General features: G+C 61.5%; 16 protein-coding genes, 2 tRNA genes and 2 pseudogenes. 9 read left to right on the top strand and 11 right to left on the bottom strand.

Annotation, left to right across the window (positions count from 1 at the left end; genetic code table 11):
* Positions 1–3: 3 nt before the first annotated feature.
* The 6 genes from QQL28_RS36680 to QQL28_RS36655 form a co-directional block, all read right to left on the bottom strand.
* On the bottom strand, positions 4–624 hold the full coding sequence (locus QQL28_RS36680) for a FliH/SctL family protein (RefSeq protein ID WP_284273541.1): 621 nt from the start codon (positions 622–624) through the stop codon (positions 4–6).
* Complete coding sequence (fliG, locus tag QQL28_RS36675; RefSeq protein WP_284273540.1) at positions 624–1,718, bottom strand: flagellar motor switch protein FliG; 1,095 nt, start codon at positions 1,716–1,718, stop codon at positions 624–626. Before fliG ends, QQL28_RS36680 begins: the two co-directional genes overlap by 1 nt.
* An 18-nt stretch (positions 1,719–1,736) precedes the next feature.
* Entirely contained in the window at positions 1,737–3,356 is a 1,620-nt protein-coding gene (gene fliF, locus QQL28_RS36670) for a flagellar basal-body MS-ring/collar protein FliF (RefSeq protein ID WP_284273539.1), read from the bottom strand.
* Positions 3,357–3,535: 179 nt separating this feature from the next.
* On the bottom strand, positions 3,536–3,811 hold the full coding sequence (gene sciP / locus QQL28_RS36665) for a CtrA inhibitor SciP (protein WP_002714638.1): 276 nt from the start codon (positions 3,809–3,811) through the stop codon (positions 3,536–3,538).
* A 285-nt stretch (positions 3,812–4,096) separates the two neighbouring features.
* Complete coding sequence (locus QQL28_RS36660; protein WP_284273538.1) at positions 4,097–4,795, bottom strand: flagellar hook assembly protein FlgD; 699 nt, start codon at positions 4,793–4,795, stop codon at positions 4,097–4,099.
* A gap of 12 nt (positions 4,796–4,807) precedes the next feature.
* Entirely contained in the window at positions 4,808–6,400 is a 1,593-nt protein-coding gene (locus QQL28_RS36655; protein ID WP_284273537.1) for a flagellar hook-length control protein FliK, read from the bottom strand.
* Positions 6,401–6,764: 364 nt separating this feature from the next.
* Between QQL28_RS36655 and mnmA the strand changes: the two genes are divergently transcribed.
* From mnmA to QQL28_RS36635, 4 genes are all read left to right on the top strand, one after another.
* Complete coding sequence (gene mnmA, locus QQL28_RS36650; protein ID WP_284273536.1) at positions 6,765–7,946, top strand: tRNA 2-thiouridine(34) synthase MnmA; 1,182 nt, start codon at positions 6,765–6,767, stop codon at positions 7,944–7,946.
* Between the two features lie 18 nt (positions 7,947–7,964).
* A complete protein-coding gene (locus tag QQL28_RS36645) occupies positions 7,965–8,603 on the top strand; it encodes a class I SAM-dependent methyltransferase (RefSeq protein WP_284273535.1) in 639 nt (212 codons plus the stop codon).
* A gap of 46 nt (positions 8,604–8,649) precedes the next feature.
* Entirely contained in the window at positions 8,650–9,018 is a 369-nt protein-coding gene (locus tag QQL28_RS36640; RefSeq protein ID WP_284273534.1) for a hypothetical protein, read from the top strand.
* A 186-nt stretch (positions 9,019–9,204) separates the two neighbouring features.
* A tRNA-Met gene (locus QQL28_RS36635) sits at positions 9,205–9,281 on the top strand.
* On the opposite strand, the gene QQL28_RS36630 is transcribed toward QQL28_RS36635, so the two are convergent.
* Positions 9,238–10,896 (bottom strand): recombinase family protein, encoded by a 1,659-nt coding sequence (locus QQL28_RS36630; RefSeq protein WP_431309706.1) that lies wholly within the window; start codon positions 10,894–10,896, stop codon positions 9,238–9,240. The two genes, QQL28_RS36635 and QQL28_RS36630, sit on opposite strands and share 44 nt — an antisense overlap.
* Before the next feature lie 762 nt (positions 10,897–11,658).
* Here QQL28_RS36630 and tenA point away from each other — a divergent pair.
* From tenA to QQL28_RS36610, 4 genes and pseudogenes are all read left to right on the top strand, one after another.
* Positions 11,659–12,333 (top strand): thiaminase II, encoded by a 675-nt coding sequence (gene tenA / locus QQL28_RS36625; RefSeq protein WP_284273533.1) that lies wholly within the window; start codon positions 11,659–11,661, stop codon positions 12,331–12,333.
* Positions 12,292–12,397, top strand: a tRNA-Met gene (locus QQL28_RS36620). Before tenA ends, QQL28_RS36620 begins: the two co-directional genes overlap by 42 nt.
* A gap of 567 nt (positions 12,398–12,964) precedes the next feature.
* The gene (locus tag QQL28_RS36615; RefSeq protein ID WP_284273532.1) at positions 12,965–16,240 is read left to right on the top strand and encodes an ABC transporter substrate-binding protein; all 3,276 of its coding nucleotides are present in this window, start codon (positions 12,965–12,967) and stop codon (positions 16,238–16,240) included.
* 221 nt (positions 16,241–16,461) lie between these two features.
* Positions 16,462–16,728 (top strand): annotated as a pseudogene (locus QQL28_RS36610) (hypothetical protein); the annotation flags it as partial.
* A 131-nt stretch (positions 16,729–16,859) separates the two neighbouring features.
* On the opposite strand, the pseudogene QQL28_RS46335 reads toward QQL28_RS36610, so the two are convergent.
* A pseudogene (locus tag QQL28_RS46335) lies at positions 16,860–16,904 on the bottom strand (hypothetical protein); the annotation flags it as partial.
* Positions 16,905–17,121: 217 nt separating this feature from the next.
* Positions 17,122–19,263, bottom strand: coding sequence for a tetratricopeptide repeat protein (locus QQL28_RS36600; protein ID WP_284273581.1), 2,142 nt, complete (start codon positions 19,261–19,263; stop codon positions 17,122–17,124).
* A gap of 915 nt (positions 19,264–20,178) precedes the next feature.
* Here QQL28_RS36600 and QQL28_RS36595 point away from each other — a divergent pair.
* Complete coding sequence (locus QQL28_RS36595) at positions 20,179–20,514, top strand: hypothetical protein (RefSeq protein WP_284273530.1); 336 nt, start codon at positions 20,179–20,181, stop codon at positions 20,512–20,514.
* Positions 20,515–20,593: 79 nt separating this feature from the next.
* Here the strand turns inward: QQL28_RS36595 and QQL28_RS36590 are convergent, their stop codons facing one another.
* Positions 20,594–20,971, bottom strand: a complete 378-nt coding sequence (locus QQL28_RS36590) for a hypothetical protein (protein ID WP_284273529.1) — start codon at positions 20,969–20,971, stop codon at positions 20,594–20,596.
* Between the two features lie 250 nt (positions 20,972–21,221).
* Complete coding sequence (locus tag QQL28_RS36585; RefSeq protein WP_284273580.1) at positions 21,222–22,853, bottom strand: arylsulfatase; 1,632 nt, start codon at positions 22,851–22,853, stop codon at positions 21,222–21,224.
* Positions 22,854–23,446 lie beyond the last annotated feature (593 nt).

The raw sequence follows: 23,446 nt of genomic DNA, 5'->3' as shown, positions 1-23,446 counted from the left end.
GGCTTAGTTCCCCTTGCGGGACGCGATATAGCGTCCGACGAGTTCGTCGATCTTGCCGAGAATGGCGCCGCGCTCGAGCACGACGCCGCCATCGGCCCATTCGATCCGGCAGTCGCCGGTCGCAATCTCCGGCTCGGCCAGGATCACCAGCCGGCCCTCGAAGCCGCTTTGCTTAGCGAGCCGCTCGATCCGTTCGCGCGCGCTCTCGTAGAGCGCGTCGTTGATGCGGACGACCAGATGCGGCGTCGCGACCAGGTGCGAGAAGCAGTCCTTGACCAGCGCGACGATCTCGCCGAGCGGTTCGGCGGCGATCAAATCGGCGCACAGCTTGCGCGCCACCGCGACCGCGACGTCGACTGCCTCGGTCTCCATCCTGACCTCGATATTGCCGATGCCCGACGCGATGCCCCTGACCGAGATGTTGATCTCCTCCATGGCGAGCGCGACGCGGCGGTCGCTCTCGGCCTTGGCCTCGCGCTGTCCGGCGTCGAAGCCAGCCTGGTAGGCGCGCGCCTCGGCCGCCGCGATCTTCTGTGCGATCTCGGCTGCGCTCGCGGCCTTCTCGCGCGTCCGGTCGGGCGCGGAGAAGTCGTTGTCGAACAGGAATTTCGCGGGCGCCGCCATCAGTACACCAATTCGTCGTCAGCGCGGTTCTTGGTCAGCATGATCTCGCCCTTGGCGGCGAGGTCCTTGGCGAGATTGACCAGCAGTGCCTGCGCCTCGTCGACATCGCGCAGGCGGACCGGTCCCATTGCCGCCATGTCGTCCTGGAGCATCTTGGCGGCGCGCGAGGACATGTTGCCGAAGAAGAAGTTGCGGACGTCCTCGTTGGCGCTCTTCAGCGCGACGGCGAGCTTGTCCTTGTCGACGTTGCGCATCAACGTCTGCGCGGAGCCGGAGTCCAGCTTGACGAGGTCGTCGAAGGTGAACATCAGGGCCTTGATGCGCTCGGCCGATTCCCGGTTCTCCTCTTCCAGCGAGGTGATGAAGCGGGTTTCGGTCTGGCGGTCGAAATTGTTGAAGATTTCGGCCATCACCTCGTGGGCGTCGCGGCGGCGGGTCTGCGACAGGTTCGACATGAATTCGACCCGAAGCGTCTTCTCCACGCTCTCGATGACCTCCTTCTGCACCGCCTCCATCTTCAGCATGCGGTTGACGACATCGAGCGCCAGCTCCTCGGGCAGGATGCCGAGGACGCGCGCGGCGTGCTCCGGCTTGAGCTTGGACAGCACCACCGCGATGGTCTGCGGGTATTCGTTCTTCAGGTAGTTGGCGAGCACCTCTTCCTGCACGTTGGAGAGCTTCTCCCACATGTTGCGGCCCGCAGGGCCGCGGATCTCGTCCATGATGCCGTTGACGCGCTCCGGCGCCAGGTATTGCTGCAGCAGTCGCTCGGTGGCGTCGAAATTGCCCATCAGCGCGCCGGAGGCCGACATGCGCGAGACGAATTCGAGCAGCATGTCCTCGACCGTGTCGACCTCGACCGTGCCGAGGGTGGACATCTCCAGCGAGAGCTGGCGCACCTCGTCGTCGTCGAGCATCGACCAGATCTTGCCGCCATATTGCTCGCCGAGCGCCAGCATCAGGATTGCGGCGCGCTTCGGTCCCGCCAGCGGCTCGGACTTGCCGTCCTTGGCCCGGTTGCCGGCGCGCTGCCCGAGCGTCGAGATCACGCTGGTGATGTCTTGCGAGTTGGCGTTCTGTAGGGAGCCGGCCATGTCAGTTCACTTCTCGGATCATTTCGCGGGTTCGCTCAGCCATTGGCGGATGATGGCGACGGTTTCGTTGGGGTTGCGCTCGGCGAGTTCGCCGACGCGGTGAACGGACTGGGCGTGGACCTGGCCCTGGATGGTGGCGACGTCGATCGCGCTTGCTGTGGCGTTGCCGCTCGGGACCAGCGCGTGGCCGCCCGAGGCGGAGCCGGATTCGTCGGTGAGCGCTGGGGCGCTCAGCGCGCTGGTCAGGGCTGCGACTTCGTCGGAGGCGAGGATCCGCTTCACCAGCGGCCGGATCACCATGAACATCACGACGAGGCCGAGCAGCATCATCACGCCGAGCTCGACGAAGTACATCACGTCGTCCTTGGTGAACTGGAGCATGCCGAGGAAGCCCGATGGCTCGGCGATCGGGGCGGTCGACGGCGCGTCGGCAAAACGCAGGTTGACGACCTCGACCTGGTCGCCGCGCTTCTGGTCGAAGCCGATCGCCGAGCGTACCAGCGTGGCGATGCGGTCGAGCTGCTCCTTGGTGCGGTCCTGATAGACCAGATCGCCCTTGTCGCTCTTGGAATAAATGCCGTCGACCAGCACCGCGACCGAGATGCGGTTGACGCGGCCGGCCTCGGTCACCTCGGTCTTGGTGGTGCGGGAGATCTCGTAATTGTTGGTTTCTTCGGTCTTCTTGCTCTGGTCCTTGGCCAGCACTCCGCTGTTCTGCTGGTTGCCCGGCAGCTCGTTGTTGACCGTGACCTGGCCGTTATTGTCGGCGGTGAGGCTGCTCTCTTCCCGGGTCTGGCTCGAGCGCAGCACGCGGCCTTCGGGATCGAACTTGTCGGAGGTCTGGGTGATCTTGTTGAAGTCGAAATCGGCGGAGAGCTGCACCCGGGCGCGGCCCGAGCCGACCACCGAGGAGACGATGTCCTCGACCTGCTTGCGCATCCGCTTCTCGAACGCGGTGCGGCGTTCGTCGCCGAGCGCCTGCTCGGGATCGGTTGCCGCGCCGTCAGCGAGCAATTGACCGGATTCGTCGACGATCGAGACGCGCTGCGGCTTCAAGCCGTTGACGGCGGAGGCGACGAGATGGCGGATAGCGCGGATCTGCTGCGCTTCCAGCGAGCCGCGGACCCGCACCACGATCGAAGCCGACGGCTCCGGCGCCTCGCGCGAGAACAGCGGACGCTCGGGCAGGACGAGGTGGACGCGCGCGGCCTGGATGCGGTCGATGGCGCGGATGGTGCGCGCGAGCTCGCCCTCCAGCGCGCGCAGATGATTGATGTTCTGGACGAAGCTGGTGGTGCCGAGCGCGTCCGACTTATCGAACACCTCGTAGCCGACGCCGCCGCCCTTGGGCAGGCCGCCTTCGGCAAGCTTCATGCGCAGCCGCGTGACCTTGTCCTTGGGCACCATGATGATGGTGCCTTCATTGCGCAGCTCGAACTGGATGCCCTGGCGCTCCAGATCCTTGATAATGCTGGAGGAATCTTCGACGCTGAGGTCGGTGAACAGTGTCGTCATCTGCGGCGTGGTCACGCGCATGATGACGAAGGCAAAGAAGCCGATGAGCGCGGCGGTGACCGCGATCATCGCCCCGAACCGGGCGGCGCCGATACCTTTCAGGAAGTCCAACAGACCTTGCAAGCAATCGCCCCGCCAGATTCGGCCTGCAACCGGCAAGCCGACTGGGCAATTATTGCCTAGGTGATGGTTTCGATATGGTTAACAGAGATTAAGAGGTGGGACAAAAGTCGCGACATGAAAAAAATCGGCCTCGCAGAGCGAGGCCGATTTGCGTCAAACTTGGCGAATTTCCAGATCGCTTACTGGCGATACTGCTGGATGCGCGTGGTGCGCAGTCCGGCCAGACCATGCTGGTCGATGGAAAACTGCCAGGAGAGGAATTCGTCGACCGTCAGGGTGTAACGGCTGCAGGCTTCCTCGAGGGAAAGGAGGCCTCCTCTGACCGCGGCAACGACTTCAGCCTTGCGTCGGATGACCCAGCGTTTGGTCCCCGGTGCAGGCAGATCCGCGATCGTCAAAGGGCTGCCGTCCGGCCCGATGACGTATTTCACCCTCGGGCGATGGGGTTCTGTCATGGCGTACTCACAAACTCTCAACCACTGAACTCACGCCGTAACCCTACGCCGGTCGACTTAAAAATTGGCTAAGCCTAAGGGTTCAATACAATTCTCGTTGAAAATGGCTGGAACGCGAGCGGCCCGGCGGGTGAGACGGGGGTCTCCAACCGGCCAAGCGGGGTAGAAGGTAAATACTTTACTAACGGAAATGGCCCGTGCGTAAGGTTGCAAGGCGCTCGGACTGTCGATTATGGGTCCCCTGGGCCTTCGCCAGGACGACACTGCACGTGGGGCAGCGTCGTCCTAATTGACGATGCTCTTGACCTGGCTGACCGTGTAGGTGCTGCCGTCGATCGTCAGCAGCGGCGGCGACTGCGTCAGATCGACCGAAGATACCGTGCCCTGCACCTGCGCGGCGACGCCGACCGAATTCCCCGAGGCGTCCTTGCCGGTCGCGCTGATCGTGTACTTTCCGTCGGGCCACTGCGTGCCGTCATTGCCCTGGCCGTTCCAGGTAAACGGGATGTCGGAGCCGGCGCCGGCGGTGTACTTGCCGGTGAAGACGGTCTGGCCGCTGGAGTTGGCGATCGAGATGTCGACGGTCGCACTGGAGGGGACGTTGAGGTGCCAGGTCGCCGACGAATTGGTCATCGTCGCGGTCGTGCCGTCGACCACCGCGGTCTTGCCGACGAAATTCAGCGCCTGGGTCGCTTGTGTGGTCTGCTGCAGTGACACCAGCGTCGAGAGCTCAGTGTTGGTCTTGAGCTGCTGCTCGACGCCGGCAAACTGCACGAGCTGCTGGGTGAACTGGTTGGTGTCGAGCGGATCGAGCGGGTTCTGGTTCTGAAGCTGCGTGGTGAGCAGCGTCAGGAAGGTCTGGAAGTTGCCTGCCAGCGTCGAGCCGGTGGTCGAGCTCAGGCTGGAGCTCGACGAGGACGACGATGAGGTCTGGGTCGTGCCGGAAATGACTGAAGGGGCGGTGGCGGCATTCGTGGTGGTCATGTCGAATACTCCTCACACTCTGATGTCAACGCCGCTGCTCGATCCGAGCATGCGACCGTAGCCGCGTCCGACGGGCGCGGCCGGAACTGCGTCCTCATCGCTGATGATGAGCCGGCGGGCATTGCTGCCGTTGTCGTTGTTGTTGCTGTTGTTCTGTCCGGATGAATTCTGGTCGCGCAGGCTGAACGACAGGCCGTTGCTGCCGGTCTTGAGGCCCGCATCGTCGAGCGCGCGCTGCAATTGCGGGGCGTCCTGGCGCAGCATCGAGAGCGTCTCTGGCTTCTCGACGGTGAGATGCGAGGTGACCTGGCCGTTGCGGTCGACGTTGATGCGCACGTCGATGCGGCCGAGCTCGGCGGGATCGAGGCTGATGTCGAACCGGGTCTTTCCGGCGCGCGCGGCCGCGGCGATCTCGACCGGCACACCGCTGATCGGCACGGCGGTGGCCGTCGCGGCGGTGGCAGTCAGGGTCGCCGTCGACGCGCTGGCCGTCGAGGTGGTCGTGGTCAGCGGCGCCTGCACCGCCGCGGCGGCCTGGGAGCTGGTGTCCGTCGTGCTGGTCAGCGCCTGAGTGCTGGCCGTGTGGTCGTGCGTCGATGCCGGGGCGGGTGCGGCCGGAGCGGTCTTGTCGGTTGCATCGGCCTTGGCCTCGGTCGTGTTGCCCTCGACCTGTGGCTTGGCGGCCTGCGGATGCGCGGCCGCGTTCGGGGTCGTGGCCGTCGTCGCCGGGTTGGGCGTCGCGCTCGTCTTGCTTGTATCCTGCCCGAGATCGGAAACGTCGGTGTTCTGCTGTGTCGTCGCCACAGCCTTGAACGAGGTCTTGGGCGTCGCCTGGGCGACGGCGGCGGTCAGCGCGCCCTGGGTTTGCGGATCGGTCGGGGAAGCATCGGTCGCAGCTGATGCGGCCGCATCCGTCAGCGCGGCCTTTGCGGCCGTGCCGGCATCGGTGGTCCCTGCGGTCTTGCCGCCGGTTGCATCCGTCTTGACCGCGGGTGCAGTGATCTGGGCTGCGGTCGAGGCACTCGCGGCGATGCCGGCGGCCGCGATCGTCAGCGGCGAATTGGAATTGCTTGCAGCCGCATTCGGATCGACCGGCACGACCGGAGCCGCGACGACGACGGCGTTCGGATCGGGCGTTACAGTGGGCGCTGCGGCCGTCTGCGTGGCACCGGCCTGAATGGCGGCGCCGAGACCATCGGTGTCCTCGGTCTTGTCGCCCTTGCTGTCGTCGGATTTTTCGGTCGATTTCGTGCCGGAGGCGTCCGACTTGCCTTTGCTCTTGTCGGTCGTCTGGGTGGGGTCGGCCGGCGTGTCGGTGGCGGCAGACGTCGAATTGTCCGTCGCATCCGTGGACTTGCTCTGCGACGATGGATCGGTCGAGGAGGTGTCGCGCGCGCTCTTGTCGGAAGAGGACGATGACGTGCTGTCGCTGCGGCGCGGGGCCGGGTCCGAGGTCGCGGTGGGCGTGCTGCTGGCGGCCGCCGTGTTGCTGTCGACGAGCGCGCCGAACGGGTCGTTTGCCGTCGCCCCCTGCGAGCGGGCAGGTTTCGGCGGCGCGGTCTGGACCGACACGCTTGCGGCTACATCTGACGTCACGCTGACCACGGACACGCCCCTTGCAATGAACTCGGGACAAGAGGTTAGCAAGGAGCGGGCCAGCTCGGCTTCGAGGTTATTTACGTAATAAAATCAAATACTTGATATGATGGCGGTGGCGCCGGGAAGGCCTCGGAAATACGGCTCATTTCTGCCTCCCGGCAAGAATTGCCCTAAGCGCGTGGCGAAAGCCTCCCCTGCGATTGCTTCACGGGAGTACGGCCTATATTAAAGGGTAGCTCTCAGCCGCTTTCGACCGGGCAAGCCGACCTCGTGGAACTCTTTCCCGTTCCCCGAGACCGCCCTTTTCCCGACCGATAAGGCGAGGACAGCGGAACGTTGGTCCGCCCAGTCGCAGTCAACAGCCGGAACCATGCGCAACAGTCTGGATCTCGAAGGCCGTCCGCAGGACACCAGGGTCGTCGTCGCCATGTCGGGTGGCGTCGACTCCTCGACGACGGCTGCGCTGCTGAAGGCCGAAGGCTACGACGTCGTCGGCATCACGCTCCAGCTCTATGACCATGGCGCGGCGACCCATCGCAAGGGCGCCTGCTGCGCCGGCCAGGACATTCACGACGCGCGCGACGTCGCCGCAAAGCTCGGCATTCCCCATTACGTGCTCGACTACGAGGACCGTTTTCGCGAGTCCGTCATCGACAATTTTGCCGACAGCTATGCGCTCGGCGAGACGCCGGTGCCGTGCATCGAGTGCAACCGCTCGGTCAAATTCCGCGATCTCCTGAAGACCGCGCGCGAGCTCGGTGCAGTCGCGCTTGCCACCGGTCACTATGTCGCCTCGCGCGGCCTCGCCGACGGCTCCCGCGCGCTGGTCTGCGCCGCCGACGCCGAGCGCGACCAGAGCTATTTCCTGTTCGCGACTACCCGCGAGCAGCTTGACTACTTGCGCTTTCCGCTCGGCGACATGACCAAGACCGAGACGCGCGAGCTTGCGCGCCGCTTTGGCCTCAGCGTCGCCGACAAGCACGACAGCCAGGACATCTGCTTCGTGCCGACCGGGCGCTACACCGACATCATCACCCGACTGCGTCCCAACGCGATGGACCCAGGCGATATCGTCGATCTCGACGGCCGCGTCATCGGCCAGCATCATGGCATCGCCAATTTCACCGTCGGCCAGCGTCGGGGCCTCGGCATCGCCTCCGGCTCGCCGCTCTACGTGGTGCGGCTCGAGGCCGCGACCCGCCGCGTCGTAGTCGGCCCGCGCGATGCGCTGAAGATGCACCGCATCGTGCTGCGCGACGTCAACTGGATCGGCGACGGCGATATCGATCGCGCCATCGGCAATGGCCTCGAGATGTTCGTGCGCGTGCGCTCGACCCGCGCGCCGCAGCCGGCCTGGCTGCGCGGCGGAGGCGGCCACTACGAGGTCGAGCTGGTCGCGGGCGAAGAGGGCGTTTCGCCCGGACAAGCCTGCGTGTTCTACGACGCGCCTTCGGGGCAGGCGCGCGTGCTCGGCGGCGGCTTTATTCAGAGCGCGGCCGCGAAGGTCGCAAGCGACGCGGCGCGGCCGCTCGCGGAAGCCGTGCGCGGCTAATTTTCCAGGGCAGGGGGCATGGCAGCAGATATCTCGCGCGCCGGGGTCGAGAAGGCCTATGGCCGCTGGGCGCCAGTCTACGATCTCGTATTCGGCAAGGTGTTCGATGCGGGCCGGCAGTCGACCATCGCGGAGGCCGACAAGATCGGCGGCCGCATCCTCGACGTCGGCGTCGGCACCGGGCTGTCGCTGTCGGATTATTCGCGCTCGACGAGAATCTGCGGCGTCGACATCTCCGAGCCGATGCTGCGCAAGGCGCAAGCGCGCGTGCGCGCGGAAAACCTTGGCAATGTCGAAGTGCTCAGCGTGATGGATGCGAAGAACCTCGCATTCCCCGACAGCTTCTTCGATGCGGTGGTCGCGCAATATGTCATCACCGCGGTGCCCGATCCCGAAGGTACGCTCGACGAGTTCGTGCGTGTGCTCAAGCCCGGCGGCGAGCTCATCCTCGTCAATCACATCGGCGCCGAGAGCGGACCGCGCAAGCTGTTCGAGCTCGCCTTCGCGCCGCTCGCACGCCGGCTCGGCTGGCGTCCCGAATTTCCCTGGGAACGACTGGTCAACTGGGCGGCGCGGCATGGTGGCATCACGCTCGCCGAGCGGCGGCCGATGCCGCCGATGGGCCACTTTTCGCTGATCCGCTACCGCAAATCGTGAGTGCCGCAAGCTGGAACATGCGCATGTCGCTGCGCGTTTCCTTGCCATGCGCACGATATCAAATCTCATCCTCGCAAGCCTGCTGATAGCGGCCACCGCGCCTGCGATCGCGCAGGCTCCGCCCAGCGCGGCGACGCCGCCGCAGGCGACCGCGCCGCCGCCGCCCGCGCAGCGCGCCAGTGACTGCGCGCCGACCCAGATGGATCGCCCGCGCGGCACGGTGACGCCCAATGGCTCGACCACCGGCCGGGCGAGGGAACCATTGGGCGACAAGCTGGCACAATCCGACGGCGTGCTCTGCCCGCCCACAGGCGTCGACCCCGAAATGCGCGCGCCTGCGCCGGATGTCGGCAAGACCCCGGTCATTCCGCCCCCCGGCAGCCCTGGCGGCGACCCCACTGTGCGGCCGAAATAGGCTGCTTTCCGAGCTCTCCCGCTCGCGCGGGAGAGGAAATCCGCGCGGCAGCGCGGATCTCGGGCGAGGGGATTCTCCACGCGAAAAGGGCCGGCAGGGCGGCCCACTTTGCTTGACAGCCCGCCGCCCCCTTCCTTATATGCCGCGCGTTCGCGAGATCGGCCGTTTCGGCCCCGCGAGCCCTGTGGCGGGGTAGCTCAGCTGGTTAGAGCACGGGAATCATAATCCTGGGGTCGGGGGTTCGAGTCCCTCCCCCGCTACCACCTTTCCCCACACTCCTTTGACCTGGTTTGGATAGGCGTTTTCCCCGAGCAGGGCGTTTAGCCGGCCTGCTATCTCAACGGATACCCCACCTGGGCGCTCCCAATCGCGGAACACAGTGACCGTCTCGACCAGGTCTCTGATGGCTTCCGCGGCCTCTCCGTCGCCCGCACGGGCACCTTTCGCTAGTGCTTCTTCAAGCCGACCGAGTTGCTCCTCATATCGTTTGAGGATGGTCGGATGCAGCGCGACTTCCTTTAGGCTCGGCGGTTCGCTCTGCAACTCCTCAGTTATCCGCTTTCGTTCGGCATCTAAGGCAGTCGATCTCGGTCCGAGAACGGATGGATCGCCATGCCCTTTTGCAATCGCGTCCACCAATCGTTCGATTTCCCGGTTTAATTGCCCAAGCTGCTGCTCAAGCCGCTGCCGTTTTGCATGTGATGTGGCTGCGAGGCGCTTCCGCTCATCGAGATACGTGCGTACGTATTCTGAGATAACCTTCGGCGCGCGCAATTCCGCCTTTAGGCCGTTGAGTACCGCGCTCTCGACAGTGTCTAAATAAAAGGTCTTGGCGTCCGGACACGTGCCGCTCTCCGTCGCCGCCGAGCAGCGAATGCGAACGCGCCCTGATTTGTCTCGCCCATTGGTTGCCATGCCCGAGCCGCACGAGCCGCAACGGAGCAAGCCAGATAGCATCCGACGAGGCCGGCGTTGATGGCTGGGGTGGGTGTGACTTCGCTCCTCTTTGCGGTGCTGAGCGGCTGTGAATAGCTCTGGATTGACAATTGCAAGATGCGGCACTTCAGCCACCTGCCAGTCACTCTTAGGATTTGGTCGCGACAGGCGCTTTCCCGAGTCGGGATCTTTCACCATCCTGACTTTGTTCCAGACGAGACGCCCGACATAAAGCTCGTTCTGCAGAATGCCGGCACCCCTCTCGAAATTGCCATTGATGGTTGATGCATTCCATGCCCGACCTCGCGGAGGTGATACCCTCTCCTTGTTGAGATCGTGCGCGATTTCGCGAGGCGTGCGACCGTCCACGTATTCCTGGAAGATGCGCCGGATTACCTCTGCCTCGGCCCCGACGATGACTCGTTCGCCGCTCTTTCCGGCGACCGCGGCGTATCCGTATGTTAGGCCACCTCCAGCTAAACCTTGCTTGACCCGGCCTGCTTGGCCACGCCGCACCTTGTGCGCGTTGTCCTCACGATAGAGTTGTCCGACCAGGCCGCGAAGACCGACCAGCACGGTGTTAACGACGCCTTCGTGGACCGCCCGGATCTCGATGCCGAGAAAAGATAATCGCTTATGGATACCTGCGAGATCTTCCATGTCGCGAGAGAGGCGATCGAGCGCTTCGACGATCACTACGTCAAAAGATCTCTCCCGCGCTTGGTCCAACATCCGCAGAAGGCCTTCGCGTCCCATGACCGAGCCACCTGAACGAGCCCGATCTTCATGGGTGCTGATAACCGTTAAGCCTTCGCGCTCTGCATAGCTTTGACAAAGTGAAAGCTGATCTTCAATCGAACGCTCGTTTTGAAGATCGGTCGAGAATCGAGCATAGATAGTCGCTCTCTTCCTTGTCTCTTCGATCGCCGAGCTCTCTTTCATGATCTTCCCTCGCAGCCAGACGAGCAAGTACGCGTGCAAGGCGCAAGATCGCCTTGTCTGGATTCGTCTGCAAGGACAATTTGCGATGTGTGTCCTGCACGATCGAACCTCTAGGTCATCGCGCAACTCAACGAGGTGCACGCACCTGCGCTGGCGCCATTCCACAAAATGTCGGCGTTGGTGATCATCCAGAGCATCATGCTCGGGCGGCGCCTAAGCGGAACGGCCGCTATGAACTCGTCGTGTAATTGGATGCCGCGGCGAAGAAAAAGGGGATGGAGCTCGGAAGGCCTTCGGCCGCCGAAGTGTGCGCTGCTAGGAAGGGTTATATCCAGTTCTTTGGCACGTGGCAGATACTGGGGCGAGAATCCGGCACCGTCACCAACAGACTGCGACCAGCTTTTGAGTTTGGCCTGAATCAAAGCTGCAGCCAGACCGTTATGAGCGGCGGGATAATGGCCGCCGCCGTTGATTTTCTTGCGTTTTTCCTAGAATTCGACCACGTTCGCCGCGCTTCGTGCGGGTTGTTTCTGGTGCGAAACTGGTGCGGCTCGTTCAATCGAAACTTGGACTTAGGGCATTGCGTTCTGTTGGTGATAACGTGAGAACGCAAGTCAGTCCCGGCGATCGACGGCAAGCGAATTCCGTGCACCATCGCTGCCGGCTGATCGCCGTGGCCTGTCAAGGTCAGCGTCCCGGTTCGCGCGCTATCGGTAGCGAGCAAAAGAGGTTCATGGGAAAGCAAGCCAGGCGAAATAGATCGTGAGTTTCTTCGAGCGTCTAAAGACAGAAGCATCCGCTGAGTGGCGGGCCTACACCGAGCATCCCTTCACGAACGGATTGGCAGACGGCTCGCTCGCCGAAGCGGCGTTTCGTCACTACCTCGCGCAGGACTACCTGTTCCTCATCGAGTTCGCGCGCGCCTACGCGCTCTCGGTCTACAAGTCGCCCAAGCTTGCCGACATGCGTGAAGCAGCGGCCGGCCTCTCGGCCATCCTTGATGTTGAGATGAACCTTCATGTGAAGCTCTGTGCCGGTTGGGGTCTATCTCCGAGCGACCTTGAACAAACCCCTCCGGCGGTCGAGACGCTGGCCTACACACGCTACGTGCTCGACGCTGGAATGCGCGGCGATCTGCTGGCACTCAAGGTGGCGCTTGCCCCCTGCGTGATCGGGTACGCGGAGATCGCCACGCGGCTCGCCTCACGACCCGATGCGGACGCTGCGACGAACCCCTATCGCGTTTGGATCGCCGAGTACGCCGGCGCGCCATACCAGGAGGTCGCGGCGAAAGCGCGAGCACACTTGGAGCATCTCGCCGATTTCTACGCCACGCCGGCCCGCGAGGCAGAGCTGATTGCGATCTTCAAGGAAGCCACCCGACTCGAGGCAGATTTCTGGGAGATGGGCTGGCGCGCGGGTCAGCGTGTCGAATAGCCGTTCGGCAATCGTCAGGGTCATAACCTGAAGGTCATAGGTTCAAATCCTATCCCGGCAACCACTTTCATTATAACTCGCTCACCGTCCCGGTCTAACGACCGGGACGGACTTAGATTCTCTTCGGAACGCGGAGCAGGCGGCCAGTTGAGCGGGCGCTGACCAGATTTTCCCAACCTGATTGCATCCACAAATTGTGAACGTCAATTTTTGTTAGGTTGCCTCGGAAGTCGCCCCGGGCGGTGACCTAAATCTCAACTTCTCCGCCCCGAATGGCAGTCTGATATGGCATCGGATCGTCGTACGTGGACACCGCACTTTGAGGCATGGGACACCTCTACGGACACAATGAATAACGCTACCTGCCCTTTTACAACGGAAATTAGACACAAATCTATTTTCCGGCGGCACCTCCGTGGCTTACGGGGGCGAAATGGCAACCTAATTGGCACGATGGCGTAGACCTGAGATTCCGATTTCGCATAGGCGGCCTCTCATCACGCGGGCAATATGGGCCTCACCTGCCGAATGCGCAGAGGAGCCCTGTCGCGTTGCTTGATTATGAAACACCGCGACGACCCAGGTTCGATTCAGTCATCCTGCCGGTGGGTTTTAACGCTCGAGGGACGCAATGATGCACCTCGGAAATTGGATGCGGAGCCTTGGTCTCGAATGCTTTGAGACGGCGTTCCGCGAAAATGCGACCGATAGAAGCGTTCTGTCGCATCCTCCCGTTCGAGGGGGACGGCTGGTTTTGGCGCTGCTAGCACTCTTGATCGCAAACCCATGCGCGGCTGCGGACAAGGTCTCGCTGCAGCTGAAGTGGCTGCATCAATTCCAGTTCGCAGGATATTACGCGGCGCTCGATCGCGGCTTCTACAGGAACGCAGGGTTTGACGTCGACATTCGCGAGGGCGGTCCCAATATTGACGCGATGAAGGCGGTCGAGGAAGGCAAGGCTGACTTCGGAGTCTGCACCACGAGTATATTGCTCGAGAAGCCTGAGACGCCCACGGTCGTGAGCCTCGGCGCGATCTTCCAGCATTCCCCTGCCATCATCCTGGTGCCCAGCCGCGCCCGCATCGGTACGCTATCCGAATTGCGAGGGCGCCGGCTCATGGACACTCCCGGCAGCGATGATCTGGCCGCGATGCTAAAGCACGAGGGTATCGACTATGCCAGCTTGCCGCGTGTCCAGCACAACGGCGATCCGCGCGATCTGATCGACGGCAGGGCGGACGCCATGGTTGCCTACAGCACCAACGAGCCGTTCATTCTGGACCAACTCCGCATTCCCTATAGGACCTTCTCGCCACGGATGTTCGGGCTCGATTTTTATGGCGATAACCTGTGCACGTCGGCTGAACAGGCAAAGGCCCATCCCGAACGGACGGCTGCTTTCCTCGCAGCCTCGCTTAAGGGCTGGGAATATGCGCTGGCCCACAAGGAGGAAACGGTCCAACTGATCCTGGACCGGTATTCGACAAAGAAGACGAGGGATGCTCTGCAATTTGAGGCGATACAGACGGAGGCGCTGATCCAACCTCGGTTGATCCAGCTCGGTAGTCAGTCCGAGCAACGCTGGCAAAACATTGCCAATTCCTATCGAGATCTCGGGATGCTTTTCGACGCACGGTTGCCTGACGGGCTGCTATATCGGGCAGAACGCGATCGTGTCGTCGCCTGGCTTTGGCGGGTTCTCCTGGGTCTAATGATACTGACAGCCGTGTCTCTTCCGGTCCGGCTGTCGTACCACTGGTTCAAGCGTCGGATCGATCTGGCGGCAAAAAAGCCAAAGCTGAGTACGATCATGGCAGGCCTGTTCGTCTGCCTCAGCATTCCAATCCTGATTTTCATCCTCGCTTACAACTACCATCGAAACTCCGCAACGATCATCGCGACGCTGCATAATGACGTCGCGAAAGCCCGCCAGGCCAGCATCGAAAATTTGGAGGCCATGATACATGGTGTGGCGGGAACAATACGTTTGCTCGCTGAGGTGGCCGCAGCCAAACCGGATTTCTTCCGCACCGAACAGAGCAGAGAGGTGCTCTTTCGCGCCTTAACGACTGCCGAGGAGATGGATGCCGCATTCGTCAGCTTTGAGGATGGATATCATCGGGCAGTAACGCGGATCGACGATGACCGCCGGCGTTCCGATCCCAGGATTCCGCGGACCGCCAACTGGCATTCGAATTTCATCGACGATTTCTCGGTTGGTCCAAGCCGTAGTCGCCATCGAACTTTCTTCGACACGTGGGGGCATGTGGTCGGCGAATACAGCGTTCCGACCACGACCGACTATCGAACTAGCTCGGGATATCCGGCAGTAAAAGCGTCAGGCGCCATGGTTGTTTCTGAGCCTGAGATTAACCTCGACACAGGATATCCGATCATTAACATCAGAGTTCCCATTTTCCGTGACGGCGCTTTCATCGGTAGCGCTGGGGCCACAGTCACCCCAAGTGTCATGTCGCGATTTCTTGCGAGCCATCGGGCCAGCACGCACAGCACGACCGTCATCGCAGATCCGACCGATGGCAAGATCATTGCAGCCTCCGAGAAGGAAAAAGCTGTTCAGATGTCGGACGGCAAGCTCCAAGTGGCGAGGTTGCAGGACTTCGCCGACGATGATATGCGCGAAGCCTATCGATTGCAGACGCAAACGGGCGAGGACAACTTCCTGTTTCGCTCTCCCCGCGACGGACAGGAGTTAAGTGCATCCTTCGCCCGGTTCCCGGAAAGCTTCGGACGCCCATGGGAAGCGGTGACAGTCACGCCCACTAATGATTTTATCGGCGATCTCAAGGCGACGAACAAGCAGATTCTCCTCCTCATCATCGCCCTTTCGGCCGTCGAACTCTTCCTGATTTACCTTATGTCGCGCAGGCTTTCGCACCCGATCGAAAGCATCTCGCAGGACCTTAAAGCGGTCGAAAATCTCTCTTTCGATGCGCCCCCGAACCGCCCCTCCAATGTCCGGGAAATTGCCCAGCTTCAGTCCGCGATCGCGCTTCTCCGCAATTCGCTGAAATCATTTTCTTCATTTGCGCCTGTGGACCTGGTCAGAGGTCTGATCAAATCGGGTATTCCCCTGGCTCTCGGAGTAGAGAAGCGATACCTGACTATTCTGTTTACCGACCTTGAGAACTTTTCGACCCACGCCGAACAATCTTCCGCAGATGACCTGCTGGCCCAGATGTCGATCTATTTCGAGCAGATCTGCAGAGCGATTTCAGAGGAGAAGGGAACAATCGACAAGTTCATTGGTGACGGCGTCATGGCATTCTGGGGCGCACCAGTTGCCTTGGAAGACCACGCACTGCACGCCTGCGCGGGCGCTCTCCGCGCTGTCAGGCGAATGGAGCAGGTCAACGATACCTGGCGCGCGGAAGGAAAACCGACGTTGCGGATCCGGATCGGCCTTAATGGCGGCGAGGTATTGGTAGGCAACGTCGGCTCCTCGGATCGCTTCAGCTATACCGTCATGGGTGACGGAGTGAACGTCGCAGCGCGCCTCGAAGGCCTAAACAAGGTGTTCGGCACCACGATCTGCATCAGCGACAGTGTGTTCGACTTCGTTGCATCCAAAGTGGTGGCGCGGCCTTTGCGTCACGTCCAGGTCAAAGGCCGTAAGCAGGCTTTCCTGGTCTATGAGTTGCTCGGGATGGCAGGCAGCGACGACGCGGAAATCGAAGCTCGCCCCCGTGACATAAAGCTGAGCCAGATGACATGGGGAGCATCAGAGTGTTTCGAGAGAGGACATTTCAGCGAGGCGGCCCGCCGCTATCAGAAGATTCTGGAAGAATTTCCAAACGATGCGGTTGCAAAGTCGATGCTTGAGGTTTCTGTCCAAAGCGCCGTGCACTCGGCAACAATCAGCGCGGACAAGGCGGTCGGCGAATAAGCCCTTGCCAGTACGCAGCGTGATCCGGCCATCGTCGATCGCTGGAAGGCTGCCAAGTGTTTCCTGCTATTCAAACCCGAAACTGCCCGGGTCGAGGGTCTGGTTCCTCCTCCAACATTAAGAGTGCAGATTGGCCGCTTCGGGTCATTCGCGACCGGGTCGAGCCAGCCGCAAGTCCGGCCATGTCCGTCATTCCGCCGAAAGCGGAAGTAAATGGGGTATGGGCAAACATTCCGCCGAAACGCAATCGCAAAGACCCGATCAGCTTCAGCCCGTATCTGTATCGCGCGCGCAGCTTGATCGAACGGTTCTTCAACAAGATCGATCAAGCAGTGCCGTCGTGTCGCGACCCGATATGACAAGCTCGCTGCCAACTATTAGCCTTCGTCAAGCTCGCATCCATCCGCATTTGGCTGCGTGCTAATAAGTCCACGCCCTTAGACAAGGCGGTCGACCCGACTAGATCGGAGAAGAGAACGGTCACTTGACGACGTTCCGCCGCCTCCGCAGGCCGCGTATCGGCGGTTGCCACGAATTTGGAGGTGGTCTCATGAGACTGTGCGTCGGCCTTCAAAGCCGCGATGGCGTCAAGTATCTTGCGGCGGTGCCTGACCAAGGTGACGCCGAGGCCTTTCAGATCCTCGGCAGTCAAGCTGAACAGCACAGAGGCGTCGATTTCATTTTAGCGAAAGTCAGCCTCGTAGCGTTCGAGTCCGAGGCTGCGCAGCCAGGATTCCACATCCATTATGGACTCCATCTACCTGCCCTTGGTCCCCACTTCGCTGACGAAAGCGGCGACGATCTGATCGCCGTGAAGGATGCAGTCTGGCACAGCGTCCGCAACGCAATCAGCCAATAGCCGTCGCGATATTGGTCGACCTCTATTGCTTCAAGCGGGTGCGAAGATCGTCGGTGAGACGGGTCAAATCAGGGTCGTTCGGGGCAATGCGAGAGAGCTGTCCGGCATATTGGCGGGCAGCCTCGATGTCTCCGGCCTCGCGGTTGAACGTCACGAGGGCCAGCAGGGTGTCGCGATCGTCCGGATGCCGCGCCAGGTTCTCTTTCAGGACCTTCATCGATTCATCGACGCGCCCTGCCGAATGTAGCGCGACGGCGTAGACATAGGCATAGCGCGACCTGTCGGGTTCCAATTCGGTCGCGGTGCGGAATTCGGCAAGTGCATCATCGGGCCGTCTCTCTCGGGTCAGTGTGAGCCCGAGCGCGTGGTGCAGGCCAGCGTCGTGAGGTGAAGACGCGATAGCCGTCCTTAGCACGCTGTCTCCATCGCCATCGCGGCCAAGCTGCCGATACAAATCCGCGAGATTGATCGCTGCAGGCGCATATTGGGGGCTGAGACGCAGCGCGGCCTTGTATTCGTTCTCTGCGTCAGCACGTAGCCCGCGACGGGCGTAGAAATTGCCAAGCGTCGAGCGGGCTTCAGGCCGATCCGCGTTTAGATGCTGCGCGGCAATGAACTCAGCTGCCGCCCGCTCAAAGGCGGGGCGGTCGGAGCCCGGCTGGATGGCGGTCGGGACCGCAGCCAGCACCGATACCGCCCGGATACGAACACCAAGGCTTGAATCGGAGAGCAGCGGGTAGACAAGGGGCCAGGTCCGGTTGCCCGGCAAGCCATCGAGCATATCAAGTGCACCGATCCGTACCATCGGATCGGGGTCGGCCAACCCCTTGCGGGCGAGCTCGATATTGGTGGGCGAGACCCGCGAGTGCAGCTCGCTAAGCGCGCTGGCACGCGCGATCGCCGGCGTAGTGGGGCTGGCCGCCACCACTGCCAGAAGCGCGGCCGCATCGGCGCGGTCGGTCCAGGAAGCCTGGAATGCCTCAGCGTAATTCTGGAACCCTTTCCGGGTCGGCCCGTGCCAGCGCTCTATGGCGTCGGCCGCCCATTGTGCGGATTTGTCGGCATGACAATTGTTGCAGGCGTTGGGGGTGCCAAGCTTCACGGAAAGATCCGGCCTGGGAATGCGAAAGCTGTGATCGTGCCGTTTGTCGATCACCATGTAGGTGCTGACAGGCATGTGGCACGACGCGCAGGTGACCTTCGGCGTGACGTCGCCGTGGTGGGCATGGGAGGCGAGCTCATATTTATCGGAGGCGTGGCATTGCAGGCACACGCCGTCGCCTTCAGCCCGTAGTTTGGCGGCGTGCGGCTCGTGGCAATCGCTGCAGGTGACACCTGCCGCAAACATCTTGCTCTGCTTGAACGAGCCGTAGTTGTAGACTTCGTCCAGCATTTGCCCGTCGGCGTGATAGAGGCCGCGGGCGAGCGTGGAAACTACGTGGGTATCGGACAAGGGTGGTCCAGGTATCCAGTCCTCGGAAAATTGTCCGCGTCGCGCGTGGCACAGGCCGCACGTCTCGACTTCTCGGCGTGTCGTTGCGGGAGCGATACTGCGCTGCGGATTGCCGGTCTTCGGATCGGGTTGCCAGGTGACGCGATCCCGCTCGTTCAGGAAAACAGCGAGTCCCTTCCGAGGGTCATGATCCTTCCCGAACGGCCACCAGCTCCTCTGACTGTACGCCCAGCCGACATGCCGCGAGCCTTTGCCGTGGCACGCCTCGCAGCCGACGCTGATCTCCGCCCATGTCGTATGGTAAGCGTTAGTCGCCGCGTCGTAGTTCTTCTGCACGCCGGTCGAGTGGCACTCTGCGCACATGAAATTCCAGTTCTGATTGAGCTTGGTCCAGTGCAGCACGTCGTCGTGCTTGATCTCCTCATTGGGATAGAGATGAAACCAGCGTTGGCCACCCTGGTCCTGCGGCCGGCTGTCCCACGCGATTGAAAGCGCCTGTATCCGGCCGTCCGGGAATTCGATCAGATATTGCTGCAAGGGATCGATGCCGAACGTGTATTTCACCTCGAAGGTCGCAAGCTTGCCGTCAGGACCGTCGGTCTCGACGAAGAATTTGTGGTCCTTCTTGAAGAAGCGGGAACGGATGCCGAAGTGATCGAAACCGGCATCATCGAAATCGCCGAGCACTGAAGCCGCGGTAGCGTGCTGCATGGCATGCTTGTGCTGGGATTCCTTCCACAACGCAGCTTCGGTCTGGTGGCACTCAACGCAGGATTCGCTGCCGACGAAGGCGAGGGCAGGGGTCGCGCTTTGGCTACGAAGAACGTTGGGCAAGACGAGTTCACTCTCGGCGACAAACAAGAACGCCAGACCACCTGCCGCGACGGCTGCGATTGCCGTCAAGGCGGCCAGCCGGGGCTTTGATTTCCACGAGAGGAGGGGTGGGGTGCTGCGGGCACCGCCGCTCCCGGCGTCTACCGAGAGTTCACTCGGCCTCGATTTGGCGGTGCGCTTCGACAGTTTGTCGATCTTGCCGGTTTTGTTCTTGTTGCGCGCCACGGGTACCTCGCCGACGTTAAAGTCTAACAGGGATCGTCCCCGGGCTATGCAGATTCGGCAGACGCGCAACAAGCAACCATCAATTGCCGGCTTCGCGCGGTTCTGGTCCAGCCCGGATTCCGCTTCATCCGGTCGGTGGCCCCGCGCCCGCCGAAGCTGCATAGCGGGTCAGGTGCTGCCGGCGTTAGGTTGCCTGCTCTGCCAATTTAGTGGAGTGAACAATGAGCATGACCAGGACCTTCTGTCTCGGCCTACTTGCCACGGTGACGATGGCGAGCAGTTTAGCAGCGCCGTCGACTGCTTTCGCGAAGACCGCTCGTACAAAAGTTGTGGCCACTCATGGTGTTAGGCCAATCACGCCGGTCGTGGATGGCTGCAGGGTTGCGTTTACCTGCACGCAAGACTTGTTCGATCGCAACAACCCGAACAACCTGAGATCAGATTGGCCTGGTCCACCCGCTCAACCGGCCCAGTTCTAAAGAGCCTTGCGATTTACCGCATTTGGCCGCGCGTTGAATGCGGAGACTGGTCGGGGCCGGCTTTCTATTCGAACGAAGGGAGATCCTTATGGGACGCCTATCGCTGGCTATCGGTATGCTGGCCGCGCTTGCGGCCACAGGTGCATCCGCCCAATCGATGAACCTGACCGGCATGTATAAGTGTACCCAAATGTGTCGGGGAAGTCTGCCTGCCCATGTCACGCAGAACGGGCCTGAACTCAATCTTTTGACCGAAGCAGGCGTGCCTTCACGGGCATGGCCGGATTGGTTCTCGCCGGCAAACCGGATTTGGATTGATGCATTTAACGAGAGCGCGGTTTATTCACCGGATGGCATGCTGATTCAGTTCGACAACGGGACGATCTGGCAGCGAGACTTGCTGCCGCCGCGCCGACGCAGGTAGAAGCCAGCGTGGGGCGATCTTGATCAACGAATATAGCCGGCGGCTCTCTCCGGGCGCCGATGCTGCGCGGAGCTTAACCTTAGTTCTTGTTTCGATTCCTGCTCGCGCCCCTCAAGGCCGGCGCTGGTGACAACGTCGCCGGATCTGTCATCTGCATGCAGGTCAACAGATCAACATAGCTGCCCATTCCGGCAATCGTCGCTTCGGCCGCGCAGCGGTCACGAATAGACGCGGCATAATTTGACCAGATAGCGGCAAGCTGCTGTTGCGCGGCATTCTCGTCGCGCATGCAATTCTCGACCGATTGAGGAAGAGCGAGGTTCACGGCCTTGTCCGTGGCCGCCGTTTCTTTGCAGGTCTTTTCTATGTTGATAACAGGTACCACATCTCCGACGGGTATCACCAATGGATTTCCAAGTTGACTGGCAAGTGCGATTGATAAAAGCGCGACGTTCATGGGGACTCCTTCCAGCTACACTGAATCACGGACCGGAAGCTTCCAGCGCGAGCTCGCTCGCAACTCCGGCCAGTTCTCTGGTTGGCGATACTCCTCGTCGGACTGCCTGGCCTCTCGACGGATCGAGCCATGCTAGGTCCTGTTCCCAGGGTCGACTATGCAGAATTGGAATTTCCGAGTCTGAGCCGGAAAGCGTCCCGTGAGTTGCGGGCGCTCTCTGGAGAACGCCCGCTTGTTGAAAGAGGGCCGACTACTGTCCGTGATGTGCCCTGATGGCTTGCTCAATTTCCCTTTTTACGGCTTCAAGGTTGAAGCTCGCCGGCGCTTGCATTGGCGGAAACTCGACGGCCGTTTGCGCCAATGCGGCGACGTCCTGCTGAGTAAGCACGAACCGCCAGAATTCGCGGGCCATGAAGTCATTCATGTAACCTCCGCCCATATCGTTGAGGCTCTGACCGCGGATTGACGGTGTCCGCTCAAACGGGTCCTGGCGGATGTTGACCATGGTGGGCATATCGGTCGTGTCCTTTTCGCCCGGCCACCCGTAGGGCTGCTGGAAGAACTGGAACTTGAAGTCATCGTGGCGAAGGGCACCCAGATGCGGGCCGGCGAAATAGAAGATCTCATGGCGAGCTGAGGGTCCCTTGCCGGTCAGAAGATCCATCTGGTTGTAACCGTCGAGGTGGTTCTTGTACGTACGACCTTCCAGCGACACGCCCTTGAGAAGCTGGTCGGTAATGTTCGGGTTTCCGGCAGCAGCGGTCAGTGTGGGGAACCAGTCGAGCCCTGAAAAGATTCCGTTCTCGACGGAGCCCGGCTTGATGCGGCCAGGCCAGCGAATAATGGCAGGCACGCGGAACCCGCCTTCATAGCTGGTCCCTTTGGTGGCCTTGAACGGAGTCATGCCGCCATCCGGCCAAGTGAACACCTCGGCGCCGTTGTCCGTTGTGAAGATGACAATCGTGTTGTTGGTTTCACCCATGTCGTCGATATGTTTGAGCAGGGCGCCGACGCTGTCGTCCAGCTGCGCCATGCCGGCTTCCTCGAGACCGTAGTTCGTCTCGTTGTTTTGCATGCCGCTGTACTTCTTCGACAGGAACGTCCAGACGTGCATGCGCGTCGTGTTGTGCCAGACGAAGAAGGGTTTTCCGTCGCGCTTGGCCTTATCCATGAAGTCGCTGGACGCTTTGACCAAGACCTCATCGAAGGTGGTCATATCGTATTTCGCCTTCAGGAACGGCAGATCATGCATGTTTGGCACATTCAGCATGTCGGGAAACGGTGGCAACGGGCCCTCGTCGACGATCCGTTGCTTGCCAATCTTGCCCCAGCGCGGCATATCGGTGGAGTCGTCCTTGTCTGTCGCATAGCTGTGGACCAGGCTGCGCGGGCCGTACTTGTTGTAGTAGTCCTGGTTGATCGGGAACGAGTACCAGTACGGATCAGACATCGCGTCCAGGTGGTATAAGTAGCCGAAGAATTCGTCGAAGCCGTGCACCGTCGGCAGATATTTGTTGAGATCGCCGAGGTGGTTCTTGCCGAACTGTCCCGTTGCGTAACCGAGCGATTTGAGCACAGTGGCGAGTGTCACGGCCTGGTCGGGTATGCCGACATCGGCACCAGCCTGACCGACAGTTGTCAACCCGGTACGGATCGGCAACTCGCCGGTGATGAAGTTGGCGCGCCCCGCCGTGCAGCTTGCTTCAGCGTAATAGTCGGTGAACATCATGCCTTCGGACGCCAGCTTGTCGAGGTTTGGCGTCTTGCCGGACATCATTCCGCGGTGGTAAGCGCCGACGTTGAACCAGCCAACGTCGTCACCCATGATCACAAGGATGTTGGGTTTCTGTCCCTGCTGGGCGGAGGCAGGAATGCTCGTCATTGTCGTGGCGGTACATAGCACGACAAGTGCGCCCCAGATCGTTCTGAACCAGCTCATGGTCGTTTCCCTCGATGTCGGCTGCCGAAACCCGGGCCGCAGCCTTCGCCCAGTTCCACCCACCGACCGTCTTTCCCCTTGCCGACCCATGCAGGATCACGTTTCGGGCAACCGGTCGGACGCCTCGCGGACGAGGAGATTGGTCGAGGCGCCCTGGATGGGCTATGCGATTTCGGCACGTTGCAATATTTGCGGATAGCGTCGCCGCGGGATGAAATGCACGGCTCAGGATCAAGCAAGGGACCCGCCGCCGTTTCTGGGACCGACGCGGATAAGACCAGCGCTTCTCATATCTTTATTGCCGGCATCACCAATGGCTCCAAAGCCTAGGCTCGCCACAACCGATCAATATTCGAGGTTCTCGCCGAATTGACAAGGGTGCGCCAAAGACGCGGTCCTGTTTTAGAGCTCGAACTCCGGACGTGATCAGGAACGGAGCCTTCCACGAATATCTTTCGAGCCTTCAAGAATGTCCAAGCGAGTGGATTTCGCTCGCGCGCAGCAGCAGGTGGACGACGGTATTTCCACCTTCCAGC

The organism is Bradyrhizobium iriomotense, assembly GCF_030160715.1.
Classification (GTDB): domain Bacteria; phylum Pseudomonadota; class Alphaproteobacteria; order Rhizobiales; family Xanthobacteraceae; genus Bradyrhizobium; species Bradyrhizobium iriomotense.
This window is presented reverse-complemented; position numbering and strand designations above follow the sequence as displayed.